General features: G+C 55.3%; 15 protein-coding genes. 6 read left to right on the top strand and 9 right to left on the bottom strand.

Annotated elements, in window-relative coordinates; genetic code table 11:
- Nucleotides 1–326 precede the first annotated feature (326 nt).
- The 6 genes from LHF31_RS02340 to LHF31_RS02315 all read right to left on the bottom strand — a co-directional run bounded on the left by LHF31_RS02340 (nucleotide 327) and on the right by LHF31_RS02315 (nucleotide 11,630).
- Nucleotides 327–1,238, bottom strand: a complete 912-nt coding sequence (locus LHF31_RS02340; RefSeq protein ID WP_303773366.1) for a DNA-processing protein DprA — start codon at nucleotides 1,236–1,238, stop codon at nucleotides 327–329.
- 392 nt (nucleotides 1,239–1,630) lie between these two features.
- Nucleotides 1,631–4,210 carry an ATP-binding protein gene (locus tag LHF31_RS02335; RefSeq protein ID WP_303773365.1) on the bottom strand — a complete coding sequence of 860 codons (2,580 nt, stop codon included), beginning with the start codon at nucleotides 4,208–4,210 and terminating at the stop codon, nucleotides 1,631–1,633.
- Complete coding sequence (locus tag LHF31_RS02330; RefSeq protein ID WP_298006995.1) at nucleotides 4,207–4,665, bottom strand: gamma-glutamylcyclotransferase family protein; 459 nt, start codon at nucleotides 4,663–4,665, stop codon at nucleotides 4,207–4,209. The genes LHF31_RS02335 and LHF31_RS02330 overlap by 4 nt, the downstream gene beginning before the upstream one ends.
- A gap of 1 nt (nucleotide 4,666) precedes the next feature.
- Nucleotides 4,667–5,407, bottom strand: coding sequence for a hypothetical protein (locus LHF31_RS02325; protein WP_298006993.1), 741 nt, complete (start codon nucleotides 5,405–5,407; stop codon nucleotides 4,667–4,669).
- Entirely contained in the window at nucleotides 5,308–8,199 is a 2,892-nt protein-coding gene (locus tag LHF31_RS02320; RefSeq protein ID WP_303773361.1) for a DUF1156 domain-containing protein, read from the bottom strand. The genes LHF31_RS02325 and LHF31_RS02320 overlap by 100 nt, the downstream gene beginning before the upstream one ends.
- Nucleotides 8,199–11,630, bottom strand: coding sequence for a helicase-related protein (locus LHF31_RS02315; protein WP_298003158.1), 3,432 nt, complete (start codon nucleotides 11,628–11,630; stop codon nucleotides 8,199–8,201). The genes LHF31_RS02320 and LHF31_RS02315 overlap by 1 nt, the downstream gene beginning before the upstream one ends.
- On the opposite strand from LHF31_RS02315, the gene LHF31_RS02310 reads away from it, so the two are divergent.
- Nucleotides 11,629–11,769 (top strand): hypothetical protein, encoded by a 141-nt coding sequence (locus LHF31_RS02310; protein ID WP_303773360.1) that lies wholly within the window; start codon nucleotides 11,629–11,631, stop codon nucleotides 11,767–11,769. The two genes, LHF31_RS02315 and LHF31_RS02310, sit on opposite strands and share 2 nt — an antisense overlap.
- 218 nt (nucleotides 11,770–11,987) lie before the next feature.
- Nucleotides 11,988–13,187, top strand: a complete 1,200-nt coding sequence (locus tag LHF31_RS02305; RefSeq protein ID WP_298003161.1) for a nitrate/nitrite transporter — start codon at nucleotides 11,988–11,990, stop codon at nucleotides 13,185–13,187.
- A gap of 120 nt (nucleotides 13,188–13,307) precedes the next feature.
- Here the strand turns inward: LHF31_RS02305 and msrA are convergent, their stop codons facing one another.
- Nucleotides 13,308–13,853, bottom strand: coding sequence for a peptide-methionine (S)-S-oxide reductase MsrA (gene msrA / locus LHF31_RS02300; RefSeq protein ID WP_298003164.1), 546 nt, complete (start codon nucleotides 13,851–13,853; stop codon nucleotides 13,308–13,310).
- 241 nt (nucleotides 13,854–14,094) lie between these two features.
- Here msrA and LHF31_RS02295 point away from each other — a divergent pair, with 241 nt between their 5' ends.
- Both LHF31_RS02295 and LHF31_RS02290 read left to right on the top strand, forming a co-directional pair.
- Nucleotides 14,095–15,006 carry a peptidylprolyl isomerase gene (locus LHF31_RS02295; RefSeq protein ID WP_298003167.1) on the top strand — a complete coding sequence of 304 codons (912 nt, stop codon included), beginning with the start codon at nucleotides 14,095–14,097 and terminating at the stop codon, nucleotides 15,004–15,006.
- A gap of 36 nt (nucleotides 15,007–15,042) precedes the next feature.
- On the top strand, nucleotides 15,043–15,816 hold the full coding sequence (locus tag LHF31_RS02290) for a hypothetical protein (RefSeq protein ID WP_298003171.1): 774 nt from the start codon (nucleotides 15,043–15,045) through the stop codon (nucleotides 15,814–15,816).
- 56 nt (nucleotides 15,817–15,872) lie between these two features.
- On the opposite strand, the gene LHF31_RS02285 is transcribed toward LHF31_RS02290, so the two are convergent.
- Both LHF31_RS02285 and LHF31_RS02280 read right to left on the bottom strand, forming a co-directional pair.
- Nucleotides 15,873–17,090 (bottom strand): DUF711 family protein, encoded by a 1,218-nt coding sequence (locus LHF31_RS02285; RefSeq protein WP_298003174.1) that lies wholly within the window; start codon nucleotides 17,088–17,090, stop codon nucleotides 15,873–15,875.
- A complete protein-coding gene (locus tag LHF31_RS02280; protein ID WP_298003177.1) occupies nucleotides 17,087–17,884 on the bottom strand; it encodes an RNA methyltransferase in 798 nt (265 codons plus the stop codon). The genes LHF31_RS02285 and LHF31_RS02280 overlap by 4 nt, the downstream gene beginning before the upstream one ends.
- 92 nt (nucleotides 17,885–17,976) lie before the next feature.
- Between LHF31_RS02280 and LHF31_RS02275 the strand changes: the two genes are divergently transcribed.
- A complete protein-coding gene (locus LHF31_RS02275; protein WP_298003180.1) occupies nucleotides 17,977–18,861 on the top strand; it encodes a nucleotidyltransferase domain-containing protein in 885 nt (294 codons plus the stop codon).
- Nucleotides 18,862–19,056: 195 nt separating this feature from the next.
- On the top strand, nucleotides 19,057–21,504 hold the full coding sequence (locus LHF31_RS02270) for a glycosyl transferase family 36 (RefSeq protein WP_298003183.1): 2,448 nt from the start codon (nucleotides 19,057–19,059) through the stop codon (nucleotides 21,502–21,504).
- Nucleotides 21,505–21,589 lie beyond the last annotated feature (85 nt).

Below are 21,589 nucleotides of genomic sequence, written 5' to 3'. Positions count from 1 at the left end.
GCCCACTCGATTTGTTTAATCAGGTCATGTTGGTCGCAGGTCCCATCGAGGGATGATATTCGAATCCTGCCGGGCCCACTCGATTTGTTTAATCAGGTCATGTTGGTCGCAGGTCCCATCGAGGGATGGCATTAGAAAATGGGATAGCCCCGCCTGATATTTGAAGAGGACGCATGTATTACCAACAGATGCTACGCGTGTGGGGTGATCCGGAAAAGACCGCCTGTGAGAGATAAACAGGCGGCCTTTTTCGTTACATTTTACAAAGGTGGATCGTAGAAGGAAGCAAGATTTGCTCTGCACCTGGTTATGATTATGTTGAAGTTTCAGTCCCTTGGCGGATCAAATAGGGGTGGTTGAGTTACATCCGGTTGGGGGGCTGCAGAATGCCTCTCCAGCCATGTTTTTGTCTCTCTCTTCAACCACTCTTTGAGTCGAAGCGGGCTTTCAGGAAAAGGATGGGGGAATTGAAGTGCCCCTTGTTCGATGAGCTTCTGATTACCTGGGGGGGTTTGATCATGGACTACCACAAAAACAGGAACCCATTTTGCTTTCAATGCTTCTATAGCGCCCGCCCAGGTACCACCTTTTTCTACATCACTGACTACCACAATAGCGTAATCCGCTAAAGCATAGATCAATTTATTTCGACCCATAGCCGCGCCAACAGAAAAAGGGGCATCGGGGGAATAGGGGGTGACGAGACACAAGTGTCCGCTACTGCACGCTTTTCTTTTTTGAGGATCTTTGATTTCTTCTGTAAGAGCATTCGCCAGTATTCCTACCGCATGCCCTTGGACATCCAAAGATGCTTTCATGCTGATGGTATCAACGCCTTTTGCTCCGCCAGAATACAATACCAGTCCGGACACGCCACAGACATTACCCACAAATTCGGCACATTTCTCGCCCACGTTATCGAGGTTACGCGAACCAACCACCGCGATGCCAGGCTGTCCCAAAAGGGCTTTCTCGCCGGCGTAAAACAGAATTACCGGAGATTTTTCTTTCAGGCGTTCCTTGTATCGAGTGGGGTAATCGGGATCAGCCCTGGTCAGCACATGAATTCCCTGGCTTTCAAGGCGTTCCAATTTAATGGCAATGGCACCGCCGCGATCTAAAAGACGAGCAATTCTTTCCGCATTGTTTTCTTCTATTTCCAACAGTCGCTTGAGTTCCTCTGCGTTCTTCCCTAATAAATCTTTTGGACGCTTTGATAAGGATTTCAATCTTTTCATCACATCATTCCACTCTTTGAGAGTCAGTGGCTTAACCTCTGTCGTTGAGGGTAATGCGAGATGTGAGCACAGCAATAATTAGGCTAGAGAATCATCAGAAAGTGTCATATGTTTCCATTCCTTGCAGCCGCTTGAGCCAGAGTGAATGGGTAAACAGGGCCGCTCCCATGTTTTCTCAAGAGGTATCCTGCCATTGTCAATGTCCAACCCGAATCAATTATATCGTCAACCAGTAATACCGGTCCATCGGTAATGGCTGTAATATGCCATTCTTTGTAGTCTGCAGAATTCATTTTATCTTTCCCTTCCCTCAACCATTTCTGCGTTGGTTTTTATGATTCAACCTGATCTTTGTGAAGCATACCGGAAAAAATCATTCTCATCCTACCCTCTTACTTGATCTCCACATCCGTCCCCATCTGCCGAAAGGTTTCGCGCACCTTTTCTTCGATCTCGGTCTCGTCGATGGTGCCGTCGCTGGCTTCAAGGGTGATTTCCAACTTGTGAAAACGCACCTGTAGCAGGTGCAGCAGACCGAACAGGTCGGAGGCTTTGCCAAGCGGCAGGGTGAATCGCAGGCGCAGGGTGTGACGCATCGTCTGCGATCCCGGCGCAACCTGCCAGTTGCTTGGGGGGGCGGTTGGAGCGGCGACGGGCGCAGGCGCGGGTTCGGCGATACTCCCAGAGGTGAAAGCCATGCCGGGAGGCATGTTGGCTGCTCCACCTTGCGCTTTTTGTTGTTCGCAAATCTCAGCACGAATGAGCACTTCTCTGTTTTGCAGGGCGGGTGTGGCCTCTTCTTTGAAATAAAGGCATTTGGGCTGACCCTTTTCGTCCAACTCACCCAGTCCAAAGAGACCCTGGCGTACGCCCTCGGCGATGCAGTTTTCCCATACCTGCTGTCCAATGGCCAGGATTTCACCCGGCGTGCGCGAACCACTCTCAGCCAGTTGTTGGGTCTCCACAAAATCCCGAGTGGCCAGATAGCGCTGTTTGATCACGACCGGAGCCAGTTTCTCCACCAGACGCCCCTCCGTGCGCAGACGCTCATAAACGCGTTCCTCCAGGTACTGTTCACCCCCGTAAGTGGGAGTACCCAGGTCGAGCATTCGCAGGTCATCTCTGTCTGGCAGGTAGAGCAGGCGATAGAGCATACCGATTTGATCCTGCAAATCTTTGGCGGACTTTTTTTCTTGCGTTTGCAAGGTCTGGCGCTGCTCTGGGGTCAGGGAAAGGGTCTTGGCGTTCAGCAGGCCGGTCAGGGCCAGATTGCGGCGCAAAAGCTCTTCAAATGGAGGCCGTTGAGTCGCCAGGGGGGTCAGGAAAAAGAGCGTGTTGCGGTGCACGCGGGGAGTCTGCCCCTTTTCGTTGAGGAAACGTTGCATGAGCGTTGTATCTGCCTCGGGCAGGATGATTAATTTGGGCGCTGGATCGTCAGGAATATCGGTGGGATGGGTCGGCCAGAGGAATGTTTTCATTCTCTGACCGCGAACTCGTGTACGCAACACCTCCTGTTCGGCAGCGCGCAGTTCCTCGGCGGTAACGTTTTCCATGCGGATGGTCAGTGCGCGGTTCAGGTTGGCGGTGGTCGAGAAGTAGTAACGTCCGCCTTCTTCGTGCAGGTAGAAGAGCAGACGACTGCTGAGTTTGCTCAATACTTCAGAAATGACGCTTGCTGGAAGGCCAGGGGTGAGGGTGTTGCGTTTGATCTCGTTGGGGGTAGCGCCTGCCTGGCCTCCGCCACCCACGAAGGAGTACAGGAAAATCGTGGTTGCGACACGTTCACCCAGTCTCAGCCCCTGATAAGCCTTGCCGATTTCCAGCTTGGCTTTGTGCGCGCCAGCCTCGGGGCTGAGCAGATCTGCTGCCAGTACGCTATCGTATTCATTGCCGATGTGCTTGAGCAACTCGCGGCGAATCTCATCTTCTTGCAACGGAAAGTCTGCCAGAGTGACGTAGGGTCGTGATTCGTTTTTGAGGGCATGAATCACCAGTCCCAGAAGACGCAAGGTGCCGCGTGTACGCTGGAAATTGGGGAAACTGCCCCAACGATGATAGAGTACGTCCACCACTTCGGGCAGGAACGGGTAGGTCTGCTTGAAGCGGGCGCGGTAAGCGGCACTCTCCTCCCCGTGCGTCAGCAAAGCCTCCTGCTCTGCCTGTTCGACATACATGTTCACCATCTCGGTTGCGGCACTCTCGTCTACGGTGGAGAAAAGGCGGCGGCGGATGATGGCACCGACCTCTTCATCCTTCACCGGGGTGAAAACCTTTTCCACCCGCCCACTGATATTCTTGAGTTGCTCGAACAGGCGCGTGCCATGCTCGTTGTAGTGTTCGAGCGTGCTGGAGGGTAGAGTGACGACCAGGGCAACGCGCTCCTGAATGGCGACGGCCTCGGTCAGTTCCTGCATGAATGCCAGGGTTTGCGCCGCCAGCGTAGACTCTCCGACGGTCACTGCAGAGGCTTTGACCACGTATTCGAGCACCTCGTCCATCAGAATCAGCAGCGGCTGATGCTCGCCGAGCAAACGCCGCAGCGCTTCACTGCCCGGGGCACTCTGCCCTTCAAAACCGGATCGTGAACCATTGAGTTGTTCGGCAAGCAGTCCCCAGAGCGTATCTTTCTCAGCGCTGTGTTTCGTGCCGACGATGACGGCCGTCTTCACACCCCATTCGCGCGCTTTGTGATAGAGGGCAATAAGCGAGTGAGTCTTTCCGCCGCCGAAGGGGGTTTGCATCTGGATGACCGGGTCGCCGCCCTGGCCCTTCAGGCGTTTTTCCACGACAGCAAAGAGGTTCTTAAGGCCCTCGGTCAGGTAGGTTTTCTGGAAGAACAGATCCACATCTCGGTACTCTTCTGGCCCGCGCCCCTGGTAGACTTCCCACAGGTCGGCGGCAAACACATCCAGGGTCAGACGGCCCTGCAGGATGTCATCGTGTGGAACGGCGATGGTATGAAAGGGTTTCATAAAAACCTCTCTTCGTCCTGAATACCAGCCTGAGTTGCAATTTTCCGAATGTACTCTTCCGGCAGGTGATGCTCTCTGGCACCTTCAATGATGGTGTTTAAGTAATCACGGCTTGGGTGTAATGTTGGGTCCCGTTTATTGGAGATATAGGTAATCACATCAAGGCTTTTATTGTCCCCATCCAGCGCAACCTCTACCTCCGCACGGCAATATCCTTTCTCAAAGTCATCCAATCTCTCCATCTGTTCATCTGTAACCTGGTATATTACACCCCAAACCTCCCCCTGTTCATCTTTGAGCAGGTTGGCTTTACCTGTTCCATCCTTACTAATCTTATCAAAAATCAGACGCCACCCTGCTAATTTTGCCACACCGACTTTGAAACTGGCTGATTCCAGACGATTCCGCATCTGATTTGTACTCATGTTTGAGCCATAAGCAAAGTAAGAAGGCATCCTAATTCCCCCCTGTAGATACATGGCAAATTGCGTTCATCTTGTTGCGGAAGTTGTCACGCAGGGTTTGGTCTTTTCCTTCATGCAACTCCTTAAGGTAATTCTCAAACACGCTCATTAATTTCTTGTGAAACAGGTCGCGGTTGATGATCAGTCCTTGCCCATCCTCAGCTTTTTCAACCATTTTCGGTGTATCAATGCGGATGCGGGAACTGCCTTTGATTTCGGCTTGATGGAGAATGCCATTGCGGATGTGGGTATAGAAAAGTTCAGCGGTTTCTTTATCAAAATCTTCAACAAATGCTGTTTGAGTCAGGAAATTTTTAAAATAGGTTTTTGTCTCTCCCCTCTTCGTTTCTTCCTTTCCCTGCTTGAATTGCTCAAGCGTTTCGATGAGCAAACAATCCAGAGCCATGATTGCAAATCCGGCATATGGATAGCTTTTTATTTGCTCAACAATATCTAGAAAACGCCCGCGGATGCGGTCTTCAAACATCTGAATGGCGGTTTGCCAGTCTTCTTCTTTGGAAAAATCAAGGGCTTTGTAATCCTGAATGGTCCAGTTACCGCCGTTCCGCCGGGGGGCAATCCAAATGCTGTCCATCTGTCTTTTCGTATCCATTTTATTCCTCCTGAATTTGACTACAACAACCTCGCCTGTCCGACTTCTTCCTGCAGGCGCGCCCGCCCGGTGAGCAGGCCGTCGAGCAGTTTTTTCTCCTTGCTTTCCATGGGCAGGCACTCGGAAATGGCCTGAGCGACGCGGTAGAAGGCTTCACTGCGGCCGTAGCCGCTTTCTGCCAGGCGTTGGATGAGTGCGGTGCGGTCGCTCTTTTCCCACAGCCGCAGGGCATGATGCAGCACATCTATCAAATCCCGCCCGGCAGCCAGGTGCTCCATCTCGCGTTGATGCGGTCCCAGCAGGCGGATGAATTCCTGCTCTTTCCTGACCACCCCGCCGCGCCGTGACCATTCTTCAGCCAGGTCCAGCCCGCAGGACTGTGCCAGTTTGCGGGCTTCGTCGAAAGGCACCCGCGCCTCGCCGTAGTTCCAGCGCCACAGCACGTAGAAGCGCGCCCGGTCGCTGATCTCGGCGGCAAAGCCGTTGTGCAGAATCTGGCGCACGGCAAAGTCGGTTGCCAGCGTGCGGACTTCATCCAGCAACACATCGCCGCGGATGACGTTGCCCTCCAGGTCGATCACCTGCTCGTACTTGCCGAAGACCTCGATGGCTGAGCCGATGGCCGCGATGAAAAAGTCCGCTCCGCCGACCCCTTCCTCCCACAGGCGCTGCAGTTTGGCATCCAGATAGCGGCGCAGTTCCTGACGCACCTCATTGTAGAAACCTGTCCCCTGCCGCGGGGCTTTGCGGGCAACGATGTAGATGGATGAAGCCAGCGCAGCCGATTCATTGGCGCGCAGGCGCGATTCCATCTCGGTGTTGAGTGGCCAGGCGGCGCTGACCACCAGGCCGGAATCGAGCAGGGCGTTGATGACCGTCTCCCAGCCGGCGGTGGATTTGTGGGCATAAACCACCACTGCGGTGCCGCCCGGTTTCAGCACGCGGGCGCTCTCGCGGAAGGCGGCGGCCAGCTGTTCCTTGAAGAAGCGTTTGCCTGCCTCCAGGCCGCCCTCGCCGGTGGAATAAGCCACGATTTCACTCACCTTGGGCGTGAGCGGCGTGGAGAACAGGTCGGGGTAGAGGTAGCCGACGGTGCGCTTGAGCCAGACGTAGAAAAAGTCGGAAAGGTAGGAATAAGGCACGTTGTCGTAGTAGGGTGGGTCGGTGAGGACGGCATCGAAGAAGCCATCGGGGTAGGGCAGGCGCGTGGCAGAGGCATGGGATACCCTCGCCCCCGGCCCCTCTCCCACGAAGGGAGAGGGGGGAATGGTCCCGCCCGGTGCGGCAGGGATGCGGGTGAGGTGGTCGAGGACGCTTACAACCCAATCTAACATGTTTGGCCAGCCGACATCTGTAAATGGATTGACTTCCACATAATCCCACACCATTGGCAAAGCCTGTCGTCCAAAGACGTGCTCTATTTTTTCACCGACCACATTGTAGACCACAACATTAGCATTCTTGTCAGCAAGACGGTTGAAAATTATCCCCAAATACGTTGCCACGGCGCGGGCGAAGTCTTCCGGGTAGCCCCGGCTGAGCATTTCGGCGTGGGTGCGGCGGACGGCATCGGCAAAGGTGAGCAGCGCCAGCGCCTGGCGCGGGTTGAACAGGTCGCCCCATGTGTCCAAGCCGTAATTTCTTACAGAGAAAGCGCGTTCTGCGCCACTTCCTTTGCCCTCAGGTGTCGGCTCATCCGGCAGGGGTTCCATGCCCCACTCGGCGCGCAGTTGCTCGCGTTTGGCCTGCAGGGCCTGCTCGGCGGCGCGGTAAGCGGCCAGGTCAGCCCCGGCAGGCAGGCGGTAGGTCTTGCCACTGCCACCCTTTGTGGGGGCTGTTACCACGGCCACCATGCGCTGGCCCGCTTTGCCCGCGCGGAACAGACGGCGGGTGGTATGGTCATCCATCACCGCACCGCACGCCGGGCAGGTCACCACCGCGCGGGAAACACTGCCGCTTTCCGGATCAAACCCCGATTCCCAGGGGGCGTAGCCCGGCAGGTTTTGGGCAATAATCTCAAATTCAACCGGTTTGCCGGGTCCCTGTGAGAGAGGGCGCAGGCTGATTTTTTTCTTATCCTTTTTTGCCAGCCAGTACTGGCGCATGAGCGGAATTTCTACCCCGCAGGCCGGGTTCTGGCAGGGCAGGGTGCGCGCCCAGATATACCCCACCGCTGTCTCGCCGTTTTGCCCGGTGTAGTACTGCGCCAGTTCCCGGCGGGCTTCTTCCAGCACCCGGTGTCCCCAGTAGCGCACGGCTTTCAACAGGGGGGTGGGTGATTCAGCGGTTTGAGTGTATTTACTGGGAAAAGAGAATTCGATTGCCTCACCCCGGACCTGATCGGTCGAATCGACTTCCACAACCGCGTTGGGTATCTCCGGCATTCCTTCAAAAGGACGCCCAAACTTCTGCGGGTACTCCAGGGTGGCTTTGAGGATCAGCACCGCCACGGGATTGTAGTCGTTGGCATAGGCTTCACACCCCAGGCGCAGGGCTTCCAGCGGGTAGGAACCGCCGCCGGAGAAGGGATCCAGCACGCGCGGCGGGGGGACGCGCCCCGCTTCGATGTCTTCCACGCTCACCGGTCTGCCCAGTTCGGCGCTCAGCCGTTCGGCGTGAGCGGCGTAGATGGCACGGCGGGCGCGTTCCAGCAAAGGGGCGTTGAGTGAGTTTTCCCATTGGCTTAACTCTACAATGAAATTACGCTGTTTCTGCCACTCGAGGATATCCTCAGGGTAGGGAATCAGCGCGGCGTAGGCGGTGGCACGCGAAGCAGCCAGGGGACGGCGCGCCCACCAGATATGCAGGGTGCTGATGTGCCCGTGGCGAATGTTTTTCTCGCGGGCAGAATGCTGGCTGACTTCTTTTACCGGAAAAGTTTCTTCGATTAAACGGCGGTCGGGTTGGGTCATCAATTCTCCTTGTCGGCAATGGCTTGAATGGCTTCGAAAGGTACCAGATAACGCACCTGATGCTGTTCCTCGGGCTGCAGATGGGCAGCAGGGTTGCGCACCACATACAGGTCAGGATGGTCACTGGCGGCGTTCAGCACCACGTAGAGGTAGAAATCCTCGCCCAGACGCCGGGCGGTGAACCACTCGTTCTGCGTCAATGCCACGCGGCCAGACCCGGCGCGGGCTTTGACTTCAATATAGCGCGTTGTTCCGCTGATGGGGTCAAACGAACGCACGTCGTAGCCCAGGTTCTCGGCGGCTACGTCCTGTGGCTGACGGCCATGCTCGCGCTCATAACGTAAGGTCACTTCCATTCCGAGTTGCTCGATTCTGGCGTCGCTGCGCATCTCGGCTTCCGCTTGCTCCGCAGGGGGGAACATGGGTGTTACCCGCACGGCAGCCAAGAAGCGCGGCATGCCCAGCGTCAACTGCTGTTCACGTTCCAGGCGGTTTTTCAGATCGTTCAAAGCCTGGCGGTAATTTTCCTTCTGCTGTTCCTTGTTGCGCATCACCAGCAAGACATCCTCGCCGTTCAGGGCGCGCTCTTGCAGGCGAATCAAATCATTATCCAGGTCGAGAATCAGGTAACGCAGTGATTCCAGACCATACCTGCGTTTAATTTCAGCCTCGCGTTGACGTCCGGCGCGCAGTTCCTCCTGGTAGGCTTCCAGATGTGGAATGAGCCAGGTGATTCCCTGTTGCTTCAGCGCTTCCAGGTCGAGACCATCAGCGGGTGCGGGGGCTTCGGCGGGAACCAGATCCCACAGGATGGCCGGGTCCATCATTTTCGGCGCTTCGCCCGAACGCGGGATGAAGAGCGAAAACAGGCGTTTCCCGGCCACCTCGCCCAGTCCATCGGTAACCTGTCCCTCGTAGAAGAGCAACACCCCATCCAGATGACCGTCGGGATCGAGGAAGGTGGCGCCTTGCTGCAGGGCAGTGGTGAGATGCCGCTCGATCCACTGCAAGACAGCCTCGAAGAGCGGGTGTCCAAAGGAAACAAACTCCGCCCGGGAGTCCTTCATCGCCAGGTCTTTATCGAAGGTGACCAGCGGATAGCGCCTTCCTAACAGACCAAAGCGTTTTTTAAAGACATCCTCTTCGGCAAGGGTGCGCAGGACCGAGGGGACTTTATCCAGGGTGAAGAAACCGGAGCGGTCGGCGCGCGGGCGCATCTCGCCGTCCAGATGTTCCCAGGCTTTCTGGAAGAAGGCCTGGGTATATTCAGGAATCAGGCGCCGCTCGCGGGCGCGGGCGTTCATCTCCTGAATGCGGGTATAGTCAATGTAGCGGGTTGCCAGGCTCTCGCCGAGGCTGGCGCGCACCTGGCGCAGGTAGTCCTCATCCACATGGATTTCGATTTCGCGCAGGATGTCCTCCAGCGTGCGAGCGTTGGCGGCGGCTTCGGTCAGCAGTTGGGCAAGGTCGCGGCCCGGAAAGAGTTCGTCAATCACATCAAAGACTTTATCACTGCCGAGGGCAGCACGGATCTCCTCCAGTTTCTCGAACAGGCGATGAAGCACGCGGCCTTCGCGGGTATCGGCGGCCACCAGGTTGAAGATGGTGACCTCGCGGGTCTGGCCGTAGCGGTGAATGCGACCCATGCGCTGTTCGAGACGGTTGGGGTTCCAGGGGATGTCGTAGTTGAGCATCAGGTGACAAAATTGCAGGTTGATGCCTTCACCGGCGGCCTCCGTAGCGACCATTACCTGGGCTTCGTTCTTGAAGGTCTTTTCGGCGGCGATACGAGCCTCCAGCGGCATTCCCCCGTGAATGGTGCAGACGCGATAGCCCCACTCCCGCAGCCGCTTTTCGAGGTACTCCAGCGTATCGCGCGACTCAGTGAAAATCAGTACTTTAGGAGAACCGGACACAGAACGATGTTCTTCAGTTTCGCCTGCGTTTGTCCGTGTTTTGTTCATCAATTCATCCAGCGCAGCCCTGAAATGACGCAATTTGACTTCGTCACCTTTCTCGATAATCGCACGTGCCTTCTGGAGTAACTGTTCAAGGGTCTGTATTTCCGCTTCCAGTTCGGCACGGTTTTCGGCACTGCTCAGCGTTTCCCATAGGGCTTCCTGCTCCCAGCGTTCCTCTTCGCTCAATTCCTCCACTTCATCCATGGAAAAAGTTTCGGCTGGAACAGCGAGCCTCCCATCTCGAAAAGCATCGGCCTGCTGGCGCAGTTCCTCCAGCCGTTTCTTACGCCGTTCCAGCGAGCGATACAGGGCATATGTGCTGGAAGCCAGGCGGCGTTGCAGAATCACCATGGCAAAGGCAATATTGCGACGTTTGTCGCTGGCAAGGGCTTTGTTGTACTGTTCCTCTACATAACGAGAAAGGGCATTATACAGTTCTTTTTCGGAGGGCGACTCGGTGCCCAGATGAAAAGCCATTGTTTTCACCTGGCGCGGCAGGAAAAGCGGCTTGCCTTCGAAGTCTTTCAGGTCTTCTTTTAAGCGGCGGATAAAGAGGGGATTGTCGCCTGCACGAATGGAGGAGTCCAGCATCTCCACCGTGGCAAAAGCGCCTGGCTGAAGCAAATCCAGGAACAGCCGGAAGTTCTCCGGGTCGCCGCGATGGGGAGTGGCAGTGAGGAACAGTAGATGGGTGCTGTTGCGTGAGAGGATCTCACCCAGACGGTAGCGTTTGGTCTTTTCCGTCTTGTCGCCGTATTTGTAGGCAGCCATCTTGTGCGCCTCATCCACGATGGTCAAGTCCCAATGTACGCTGGCGATGGACTGCATGACATCTTCCTGGCGGGCGAAATCAAGCGAGGTAATGACCTGGAACTCGTTCTCCCATGCATTCTCGCCAAAGCGGTTGCGCATGGTTTGGCGATCCATTAAGGTAAAACGTTCATCGAAGCGTTCCTGTAGTTCGCGCTGCCACTGGTCTTTCAGGTGTCCGGGAGCCACAATCAAAATACGCCGCACCAGCCCTCGAAGTTTCATCTCTTTGATGACCAGCCCGGCCATGATCGTCTTACCGGCTCCGGGGTCATCGGCAATCAGAAAACGTACTCGGTTTTGATGGAGGATATACCCATAAACGGCTTCAATTTGGTGAGGGAGTGGGTCCACTTTGGAGATGTTCATTGCGAGCAGAGGGTCATACAGGGATGCATAGCGGTAGCGACGTGCTTCTAATGCCAGGAAGACCCGGCGAGGTTCGGCGCTAAATCCTTGCTTCAGCCGAAATGGACGCAACTTCACAGCCTCTTGCATCGGCAAAATCTGGTCAACATGGGCCTGACTGCGGAGCAATGCCCCGACCAGACGAACGTGGCTATTCCCCACTGCCTCGATCAGGTCTATCTGCAGCGGTTCGGGCCAGCGCGGCCCTTCAATAACGTCACCAGCGCGGATAGTAAGAACGTCAAAGTCCATGATTCTCCTGAAAAATGCACTCCGCCCGCGGCAGGCAGTTCACTTGCGCGGACGGCAAAAGTTTGCTATGCTCATTTTGCCGCAACGCGCCGCTACCGCGTTGCCTTTCCAGCCTCACCGATGCCAGCGGCGGGGCTGAAATTCTTTCTGGTTTCATTTTACTTGGGTGGTACACTGTGTCAAGCCGAAAGACTGGATACAGGAATTCGCAACTCTGAATTGTGTCATTTGAAAGTCCGTGATCTCAATCCTGCCTGTCCACTAAAGCCTGTACTTGCAGAGATGGCTTTCTTGTCGTATGATAACCTTCGCTTTTGAAAAGTAGAGTGATAACCGCTCAACGCACAGGGGCACATCGTGGTCAGGCAGAACGATAACTACAAATGGTTTATTTTGACTCTGGTAGTACTCACCGACATGTTCGTGATTGCCATCCCGACCATGGGCATTTCGGTTCTCTCCAAGGAAATTTCGGATGACCTTGGGCTCAACCTGGTGCAGTTAGGCGTGATCTGGGGGGTAGGCGGTTTGCCCGGGATTGTGACCGGTCTGCTGGGCGGTATGATCGGGGACAAAATTGGACCCCGGCGGGTGCTCATTGCTGGCACGCTATTGGGTGGCTTGCTGGGCATGGCAAGGGGCCTGGCTTTTCATTTTGTTTCCATGGTTGTGGTGATGTTTTTTCTGGGTGCAGTTGCCCCGATAGTGTTGATGAACAGCCTCAAAGCCATTGGGGAGTGGTTCCCTTCCAGTCAGTTGGGTCTGGCAAATGGCATCATGTCCATGGGCATGGCTCTGGGCTTTTTGACTGGATCGCTCTTCAGCGCGACCACCTTTTCGCCCTTCTTAGGAGGGTGGCGCAATGTGCTGATTGCCTATGGCTTGATAGCCGTTTTGTTAAGTATCCCCTGGATGTTTACTCGCTCTGCCCCAGAAGAGTCTCGCACGGTCAGCACTGCTTCGATATGGACAAATCTGAAACATGTTGCCGGGTTGAAAAACATCTGGCTTCTGGGCATGGGGCTGTTTGGTATCAGCGGAGCCGTTCAAGGCACACTGGGATACCTCCCGTTGTATTTGCGGGAAGCCGGCTGGCAACCTCTTTATGCAGATAGCGCGCTTTCCGTTTTCCACACCGTCAGTTTGTTGTTGGTTCTGCCTGTTTCCTTCTGGTCTGACCGCCTGGGATCGCGCAAGCGTCTTCTGCTCATTGCCAACCTGATGATCATGACGGGTACAGGATTGCTGGGCGTTGTTCATGGCTTATGGGTCTGGGTTGCGGTGGTGATCGCCGGCTCCATGCGGGATACCTTTATGGCGACCTTTAACACCATGGTAATCGAAACCCCCAAAGTGGGACCTGCCTATGCCGGTACAGCCATTGGTCTAACCATGGCGCTTGCCAGTTTGAGTAACTTTATTTCTCCACCGGTGGGAAACAGTCTGGCTTCATTATCGCCCGGTGCGCCTTTTGTGTTCTGGTCGGCATTGAGCGTTTTTGCTCTGGTCTGCCTGTCTCAGGTGCAGGCGAAAGCCGCAAAGCGGGTAATGCTTTAAGATCCTTCTCCGCGCAGGAAATGTAAACCATTGAGGAAAACATTGGGGAATGAGTAATCCTGCTCAGGCATGCGGTGCTTATGGCAGGTTAACTGGCTCCGGGGCGAAGGGCTGAACGGGTTACTTTAGCCGTTGAGCAAACTGCTTGCGGAACTTACTCACTTTGGGCTGAATCACCATCTGACAGTATCCCGCATAGAGGTTCTTCTCAAAATACTCCTGATGGTATTCTTCCGCCTTATAAAAGACGGTAAAGGGCACCACCTCGGTCACAACTGGATTTTGCCAGATGCCTTTTTGATTGAGTTCCTGGATAAGACGCTCAGCGGTTTCACGCTGTGCCTCACTGTGAACCAGAATGCTCGAGCGATATTGAGTGCCAACGTCCGCTCCCTGGCGGTTACGTGTGGTGGGATCATGGACGGAAAAGAAGACTTCCAGAATCTCGCGATAGGAAATGATGTTCGGATCAAAAGTTACCTGGACAACTTCGGCATGGCCGGTCATACCGGTGCATACCTGCTCATAAGAAGGTGAGACCGTCTTACCGCCGGCATATCCCACGACTGCATCTTGAACGCCCTGCAAATGGGCAAATATCGGTTCCAGACACCAGAAACATCCCCCGCCCAGGGTGGCAATTTCAACATTTTTTGTCTGATTCATTTTCTCATTCATGCTTTGATTATCCGGCTTTCGCACAGAAATTGCCAGAGCCAGTCGCCTTCTGTAAAAGGTCTGCCACGCGCAGCACAAAGAGCCCTGATGGTTCCCCGGGATGACCGCTTCCCACCCTGTTGTTGTCTCGGCAGTTTACCGGCATCACAGTGGTAAAAAAGTCTCTTCCTGATGGAATTGTAAAGTTCTCTCTCCGGGAGCGCTGCCGGGAATTTGTTATAATCGTCCCATGCATATCCGTCTTTTTCGCTTTCTTTCTGGCGGGCTGGTGGTTCTTGTCCTGCTGGCGGGGTGTGTTGATTCGCCTGCATCGCCAGCGGTCACAGATACCCCCGTGCCGTCCATTACCCTGACCCCCACGGAAATTCCTTCTCCCACCCCCACGCCGCAGCCGCTGGCGCTGGTGATCAATGGCGAGGGGGTGCCGCTTTCCGAGTATGAAGCCAGTTTAAAGCAATTGCAGGAAGCCCAGGCGGAGATGGGGATGACCAGCACTCCTGAAGAACAGCGCCGCATGGTGCTGGATGACCTGATTGCCGCCACCCTGCTGGCGCAGGAGGCGTTTCGTCAGGGCTTTACACTCAATGATGCCGATCTGGATGCGCGTATTACCGCACTGGCAGAACAACGCGGCGGTATGCCTGCTTTGCAGGAGTGGATGAGCCGTATGGGGTACGATGAATCTTCGTTTCGTTCGGCTTTGCGCCGCTCGCTTGCGGCGGCATGGATGCGTGATACCCTTGCTGCACAGGTGCCCGAACGTGCTGAGCAAGTTCACGCCCGCCAGATTTTATTGATGACAGAAGCAACGGCAAAGCAGGTGCTGAATCAGATTCGTGCTGGTGCAAACTTTGCAACGCTGGCTTTTGGATATGATTTGACGACCGGAGGCGATCTGGGCTGGTTCCCCCGTGGTTACCTGACCCAGCCTGCTGTAGAAGAAGCCGCGTTTGCCCTGCAGCCCGGCGAAGTCAGCGACATTATCCAGACCGAACTGGGCTATCATATCCTTCAGGTGGTAGAACGGGAAACCGATCGTCCGCTTTCTCCCGATGCCCGCCTGACCTTACAGCGCAAAGCCCTGGAAGCATGGCTGGAGCAGGCGCGCAGTCAAGCCCGGATTGAGGAACGGGTGCCCTGAATGGGTGTATGTCAACCAAGGAGGTAAGGAAACCGCATGGGATTTCTGGATGAGGTGAACGAACCGGATTTATCTCTGGAGCCTGAATCTCCACCCCCTCAACTACCACGCCGCCGGACACACCGGCACCGCAGCGTCGATGGTTTGTGGGATGGGCTGACTGTCCTCTTGCTGGTTGGCATGGCGGGGTTAATTCTGTATTTCTTCCTGATTTTCCAGAACCCGTATGCTCCATTTAACCCTTACCCGCCAGATACCCCCATCCCGACCCTCTTCATCCCAACCTTTACCCCGACACCCAAAGTCCTTCCGCCCACCTGGACGCCGACGGCAACGCTTGAGCCGACCTTCACCCTTACCCCTTCCGCTACCGTGACCGAAACCCCCACCATGACTTTTACCCCTGCTCCGCCTACGGATACGCCGCAGGTTTCGGCGTATCGCTACCTTATGCGCGGTTCGCCCGATTATCTTCCCGGCAAGGTGATTCATCCAGATGAGGGGTGTAAGTTGTGGGTTGCCGGGCAAGCCTTTGACCTCAAAGGCGCGCCGGTGGTGGGCATCACCGTGCAGATTGGTGGCAGTCTTGACCGCTCACTGTATCTGCTCACCCTGACCGGAACTGCCCCACAGTACGGTACAGGGGGCTATGAATTTGTCCTGGCGGAACAGGCCATGGCGTCCAACGAGTCCGTTTGGGTGCAATTGCTTGATCAGGAAGGTTATGCCCTCTCCCCGCGGGTGTACTTCAATACATACGCCGATTGCGAAAAGAATTTAATCCTCGTCAACTTCAAACAGGTTCGATAAGCATTTTCCCATGGATGAAAAACCGCCCGCGGGTTCGCCTGCGGGCGGTCATTTGTTTATGGACGGGGTTGAAGATGGAGCGATTCGTCCCCTTTTAACAAACCTTTCAGCGGTGCCGCCGGGAGTGCCATGACCCGACTGGGGGCAAAATACTCAAAGTCCCACTGCACGGAATCGCCTGCCTGTTTGTCCGGCACGGGCAGAAGTCGGGCGATGAGTGGTTTGTTCAGGCGCAGGGCAATTGCGCCTACATCCATGAGGATGGCTTCCAGTTGCTCCGGAGTGGCATCTCCGGGCAGAGGGAGGGTATCCAGTCCGGCGCCGCACATGCAGGAATACAACAGCAGGTCTTTCACCCCCAGCGTGCCCTGAGCGGCTCGTTTTGCCAGCGTGGAATCTTCCAGCACGGGGAGCATCAAGCCGTTGAAACCGGTTTTAAGCCAGCGTCCCCGGTCAAGGGTGTCGGCGAGGAATGCCGCCGCCGCCACCGAGCCTGCCTGTCCCAGGGCGGGCAATCCCAGCGCTTCCAGCGCGCTCCCCAGCGAGCACCACTCCGCAGGGTAAGGCGCAAATGAGAAGTCCAGCCCTTTGAACTCTACCTCGAACTGCTGACTGAGATGGGTGGCGCGCGCGGTCAGACGGGTGGCGGCTTCTTCCAGTGCGGTGATGATGCGCTGGCGGGCATCGTTTAAAGAGACAGCCCGCTGGATGGCTTCCAGCGCCAGGTCAGCGCTTTCCACTGCCAGAGCAAAGGCAGGGCGCTCTCCACTGTGAAAAGCGGCAGGAAAGAACGGTGTGTGTGCCTGCACATTTGCCAGCGCTCCAAACCGCAGGTTGGCAAATCCATCTGCGCTCAATGCCGCCGCGCGGTGGATGATCTGAGCGCATGCTCGCACTGCAGGGAGAAAGAGCCCTTCGCTGGATGCGGCGATGACCCCGCCAAAAAAGACGTTTTGCGTGGCTTCCAGCATGGGGAGGATTAAATTGTAACTTTCCGGGAAGTTCGGCAGGGCAGGACCTAAGGACAGGTACGCAAAACCGCGTTCGCGGGCGTCGGCTTCCAGCGACTGCGCCAGACGCACCGCATTACTGACCTCTTCGGTTGGATAGAGGAGGGGAAAGGGAACCGTTGCCAGGCGGGTGGTTTGTACTTCGATGCCGGCGTTGTTAAAGAGCGTTTGCGCTTCCTGCGCAAGCCGGGCAAGCCGATCCAGATGCGCATAGGACTGGGCGCTGCGCGGGTCGAAAAAACAGGTCACCGAACGGACTTTCATGGTGCTGATCTCCTTTGTCGTACCACTTCAAACAGCAAAATTCCTGCGGCTACTGCCGCATTGAGCGATTCGCTCTTACCGGGCATGGGAATGGTGAGACATTCATCCACCAGGTCGCGCATTGCCGGACTGGCGCCTTCCGCTTCTCCGCCGATCACCAGCGCCAGCGGCTGGGTCAGGTCGGCTTCCCAGCAGGGGATGCCGGTCTCGGCTTCCGCCAGATAGAACTGCATTGCGGGGTGTGCTGAGCGAAAATCTTTCAGCCATTCCAGGGAGACTTCTTGAACGGGTAAACGGAAGTGCGCTCCCATACCAGCCCTCAGCACTTTGGGGGAAAAAGCGTCCACAGTGCCGGGGGTCAGCCAGACCATTTGCGCGCCTGCCGCCGCCGCCGAACGCAGTAAAGTGCCCAGGTTGCCCGGGTCGCGCAGATTGTCGGCAATCACCACAAAATCAAGTGGATCGGGGGTGGCACAGGGACGGCGGACAAAGACGGTCAGAATGCCCTGGGGGGTTTCGGTATCCGAAACCTGTTTCAAGAGGGAAGAAGGCACCTCGAATACTTCGGCGCCCCGGGCGGCAAGGGCAGGGAGCAGGGCTTGCCCGCGCGGCGAGAGATCGGCAGAATACACCGCCATCACCGCCTGCCAGCCGGCTTGCACGCCCTCTTCTACCAGACGCACGCCTTCGGCAACAAACCATCCGCGTTCGCGGCGTTCTTCCCGGCGGTTGAGCAAAGCGCGAATGGTTTGAATGCGCGGATTGTGAATGGAGGTGATCTTCTCAACAGGCACAAAACGATTTTACCCTTTTTCTACCGGGAAGATGGGGAAAATTGCGGTAAACTGAGAGAGAAACGGTTCAAATTACAGGAGAAGGTTTTGCCGTGTCTTTCCCGTTATCCTCTCTTCCTCCACAAAAGCAGCAACTGCTGGAATATCTGGTGGATCGCCTCAGTTCTATTGAAGGGGTTTTAGCCGTTGTGCTGGGGGGATCTTATGCCAGCGGGACCTTTCACGAAGCCTCAGATATGGATATCGGGCTGTATTATGCCGAAGCATCGCCCTTTTCTATTGAAGCCATTCGGGCTGTGGCGCAGGAAGTTGCAGAGAACGGCAATGCCACTGTAACCGGCTTCTACGAATGGGGAGCATGGGTCAACGGCGGAGCCTGGATTCACACTCCGCAGGGCAAAGTGGATTTTCTGTACCGCAATCTGGACCAGGTTCAGCGTACCATTGCCGAAGCCAGACGGGGCATTGTGCATCACGACTACGACCAGCAGCCCGCCTACGGGTTCTACAGTGTGATTTATCTGGCAGAAACGCAGATTTGTATTCCCCTGTATGATCCTGAGAACAGGATAGCCCATCTCAAGCAGGAAGTAGCAATTTACCCCCCTGAACTGAAACAAAAAATCATTGCCGATTCCCTCTGGTCAGCAGAATTTACCCTGTTACACGCGCGTGCTTTTGCCGCCCAGGGAGATGTGTACAACACAACAGGATGCCTGACCCGTGCTGCATCTAACCTGACGCAGGCACTTTTTGCGCTCAACGAACGGTATTTCCTCCGTGATAAGCAGGTGATGAAGACGATTGCAGAATTCCCGCTTCTTCCGCAGGGGTATGTGGAAGCCCTGCAGGATATTCTGGCGCACCCGGGCAGGACGGAGGCGGAATTGAGACAATCGGTTGACGCTTTTGAGAAAGTGTGGCGAAGTGTCACGGTATTACCCGGGGTACAGTACGTCCCGAGATTTAAAGTGTAGATTTATATCCGGACGTGATAAGTCTGGTAAAGGAAACCTTTAAGTTTGGTGTAACAACTTCTGATAAAAAGATTGACAAGCCTTTCGACCTGTGATACCCTATAAGCACAGGGTTCAAGTGTCTTTATTTTAAAAACAAAAAAGTGAAACGTTTCACTTTTCTGTCTGACGCCTGCACAGAATGGATACATCTATATGAGCCACCCATTTGAGTGCAAATATGGTTACTTCTCTGATGATGGCAGGGAATACTGCATCACCACACCGTTTACCCCGCGACCGTGGGGAAACATTATCAGCAATGGTGATTACAGTCTGATGATTTCCCAGAATGGTTCGGGATATTCCTGGCGCGGCAATGCCGGACAGAACCGAATCACCCGCTCGTTTCAGGATTTGATCAAAGATAACTGGGGGAAATACCTGTATATCCGCGACCGGAAAAGCGGTGCTTTCTGGTCGGCGACTTTTAAACCGGTGATGCGTTCGTATGATGAATTCCTGACCGTTCATGGCATGGGTTACTCCCGTTTCATTCAGGTTGTTGATGGGATTCGCAGTGAATTGACAGTTTTTGTAGCCCCCGATGCTCCTGTTGAGTTTTTGCAACTGACCCTCACCAATTCTGGCGACGCTGTGCGTGAACTGGATGTCACCTCCTATGCGGAGTGGGCATTGGGCTTTGCGCCTGATGAACATCGTGAGTTCCATAAACTGTTCATAGACACTTCTGCCGATACCATGCTCAATGCAGTGTTTGCCCGCAAGTACCTGTGGGGCTTTCCCGATGAGCATGGACGATATAACAACATCAACTGGCCCTATACTGCCTTTATGGCGGTCAGCGAGCCGCTGGTTTCTTTTGACTGCGACAAAGAGTCTTTTCTGGGAATGTACCGCAGTGAAGAACATCCTGCGGCGATGGATGCCGGGCAGTTATGCGGTCGCGTTGGGCGTTTCCATGATGCCATTGCTTCCCTGCAGGTGGCGGTGACTCTTGAGCCCCATCAGTCCAGAACGGTGGTATTTACACTGGGTGCCGCAGAGGATGGCAGGGAAGACGTCACTGCGTTGATTCGCCGTTTTACTTCGGTCGATGCCAGCCATCAGACCTTCCAGGCGGTGCGCGCTTTCTGGTCACGGTTCTTGGATGCCGAGCATGTGGAGACTCCTGATCAGGCGCTTAACTTCATGACCAATTACTGGCTGAAGTATCAAGCCATTTCCTGCCGCCTGTGGGGAAAGTCGGCTTTTTATCAGGTCTCTGCCGGGTATGGCTTTCGCGATCAGTTACAGGACAGCCAGATTTTCCTTGTCGGTGATCCCTCCTTTGCGCGCAAGCAGTTACTGATGCACGCCGCTCAACAGTTTGTTGAGGGGGATGTTCTGCACTGGTGGTTTTCCATCCGTGGCGGGGGTCCCCGCACCAATTGTTCGGATGATTTACTCTGGTTGCCCTTCATCCTGGATGCCTATCTGAAGGAAACTGCTGATTACACCATTCTGGATGAACCTGTCCCTTATCTGAATGCCCCCGCCGAACCCCTCTATGAACACTGCAAACGCGCCATCGAACGCGCTTTCTCGCGTTTTTCGCCGCGTGGCATCCCACTGATGGGCGATCACGACTGGAACGATGGGTTGAACGCCGTTGGTACCCTGTTGAAGGGCGAAAGTTTTTGGGTTGCAGAGTTTCTCTATGTAATTCTGGGAAACTTTATCCCATTAGCCCGGCGCCGTGGAGATGAACGGTTTGCCAGCCGTTGTGAGGACGTGCGCATCAGCCTTAAGGATGCCCTTAACCGTTTTGGCTGGGATGGCGAGTGGTATTTGCAAGCCACTACCGATGCCGGACTGTTGCTGGGTTCGCATGAGAATGAAGAAGGCAAAATTTTCCTCATGCCCAACATCTGGGCAATTATCAGCGGGATGGCAGAGGGGGAACGCGCCCGCAAGGTCATCGGTTCGATTACCCGTTACCTGCTCAAAGATTATGGCACTCTGTTGAATTACCCGGCGTTTACCCAACCCCGCCCGGATGTGGGCTATGTGACCCGTTATGCACCCGGCTTGCGCGAAAATGGCGGTGTTTATACCCATGCCGCCACCTGGTCGGTGTGGGCTTATACGCTGGCAGGAGAACCCGAACGGGCATATGAAGCCTACCGAAAGATTTGCCCTCCCAACCGTAGTGCCGACATTGATACATACAAAGCAGAACCCTACGTCACCCCGGGGAATGTAGATGGACCACAATCCGAGTACTATGGGCGCGGTGGGTGGACATGGTACACCGGCTCGGCGCAGTGGCTACACCGCATGGCAACCCACTGGATTCTGGGGGTGCGCCCACTGGAAGAGGGCTTGCTGGTAGATCCTTCAATCCCTTCCGATTGGGATGGTTTTACCGTGCGGCGGCGTTTCCGCCAGGCGGAATACGAGATTCGGGTGACGAATCCGGAACATGTGAATCGTGGTGTGAAGTCCATAATGGTGGATGGTGAGCCTCTGGAAGGCAATCTGATCCCCGCCTTTGCCGATGGAAGGAACCATGTGGTAGAGGTTGTGTTAGGACGTCTGACAGAGTCATCGGATGTCAATGTCCGCCTGCAAGAAATTTCAGCGGGCGATACAGAAAGATGATGGTTTTGTGCAGGAAAGGAGGTTGGTATATCGAAGGAGATCCATATTCTTCGCTGGTGTCGTAATTTGTCAACTATTTGTAAAC

Source organism: Anaerolinea thermophila (genome assembly GCF_020723905.1).
GTDB lineage: Bacteria > Chloroflexota > Anaerolineae > Anaerolineales > Anaerolineaceae > Anaerolinea > Anaerolinea thermophila_A.
The sequence above is the reverse complement of the archived record's forward strand: the minus strand, read 5'-3'. Positions and strand labels throughout refer to the sequence as shown.

Excerpts from the sequence above, each read along its gene's own strand:
- LHF31_RS02340 (WP_303773366.1), bottom strand. The coding sequence starts at position 1,238 with ATGAAAAGATTGAAATCCTTATCAAAGCGTCCAAAAGATTTATTAGGG.
- LHF31_RS02335 (WP_303773365.1), bottom strand. The coding sequence starts at position 4,210 with ATGAAACCCTTTCATACCATCGCCGTTCCACACGATGACATCCTGCAG.
- LHF31_RS02330 (WP_298006995.1), bottom strand. The coding sequence starts at position 4,665 with ATGCCTTCTTACTTTGCTTATGGCTCAAACATGAGTACAAATCAGATG.
- LHF31_RS02320 (WP_303773361.1), bottom strand. The coding sequence starts at position 8,199 with ATGACCCAACCCGACCGCCGTTTAATCGAAGAAACTTTTCCGGTAAAA.
- LHF31_RS02310 (WP_303773360.1), top strand. The coding sequence starts at position 11,629 with ATGATTCTCCTGAAAAATGCACTCCGCCCGCGGCAGGCAGTTCACTTG.
- LHF31_RS02315 (WP_298003158.1), bottom strand. The coding sequence starts at position 11,630 with ATGGACTTTGACGTTCTTACTATCCGCGCTGGTGACGTTATTGAAGGG.
- msrA (WP_298003164.1), bottom strand. The coding sequence starts at position 13,853 with ATGAATCAGACAAAAAATGTTGAAATTGCCACCCTGGGCGGGGGATGT.
- LHF31_RS02295 (WP_298003167.1), top strand. The coding sequence starts at position 14,095 with ATGCATATCCGTCTTTTTCGCTTTCTTTCTGGCGGGCTGGTGGTTCTT.
- LHF31_RS02290 (WP_298003171.1), top strand. The coding sequence starts at position 15,043 with ATGGGATTTCTGGATGAGGTGAACGAACCGGATTTATCTCTGGAGCCT.
- LHF31_RS02285 (WP_298003174.1), bottom strand. The coding sequence starts at position 17,090 with ATGAAAGTCCGTTCGGTGACCTGTTTTTTCGACCCGCGCAGCGCCCAG.
- LHF31_RS02270 (WP_298003183.1), top strand. The coding sequence starts at position 19,057 with ATGAGCCACCCATTTGAGTGCAAATATGGTTACTTCTCTGATGATGGC.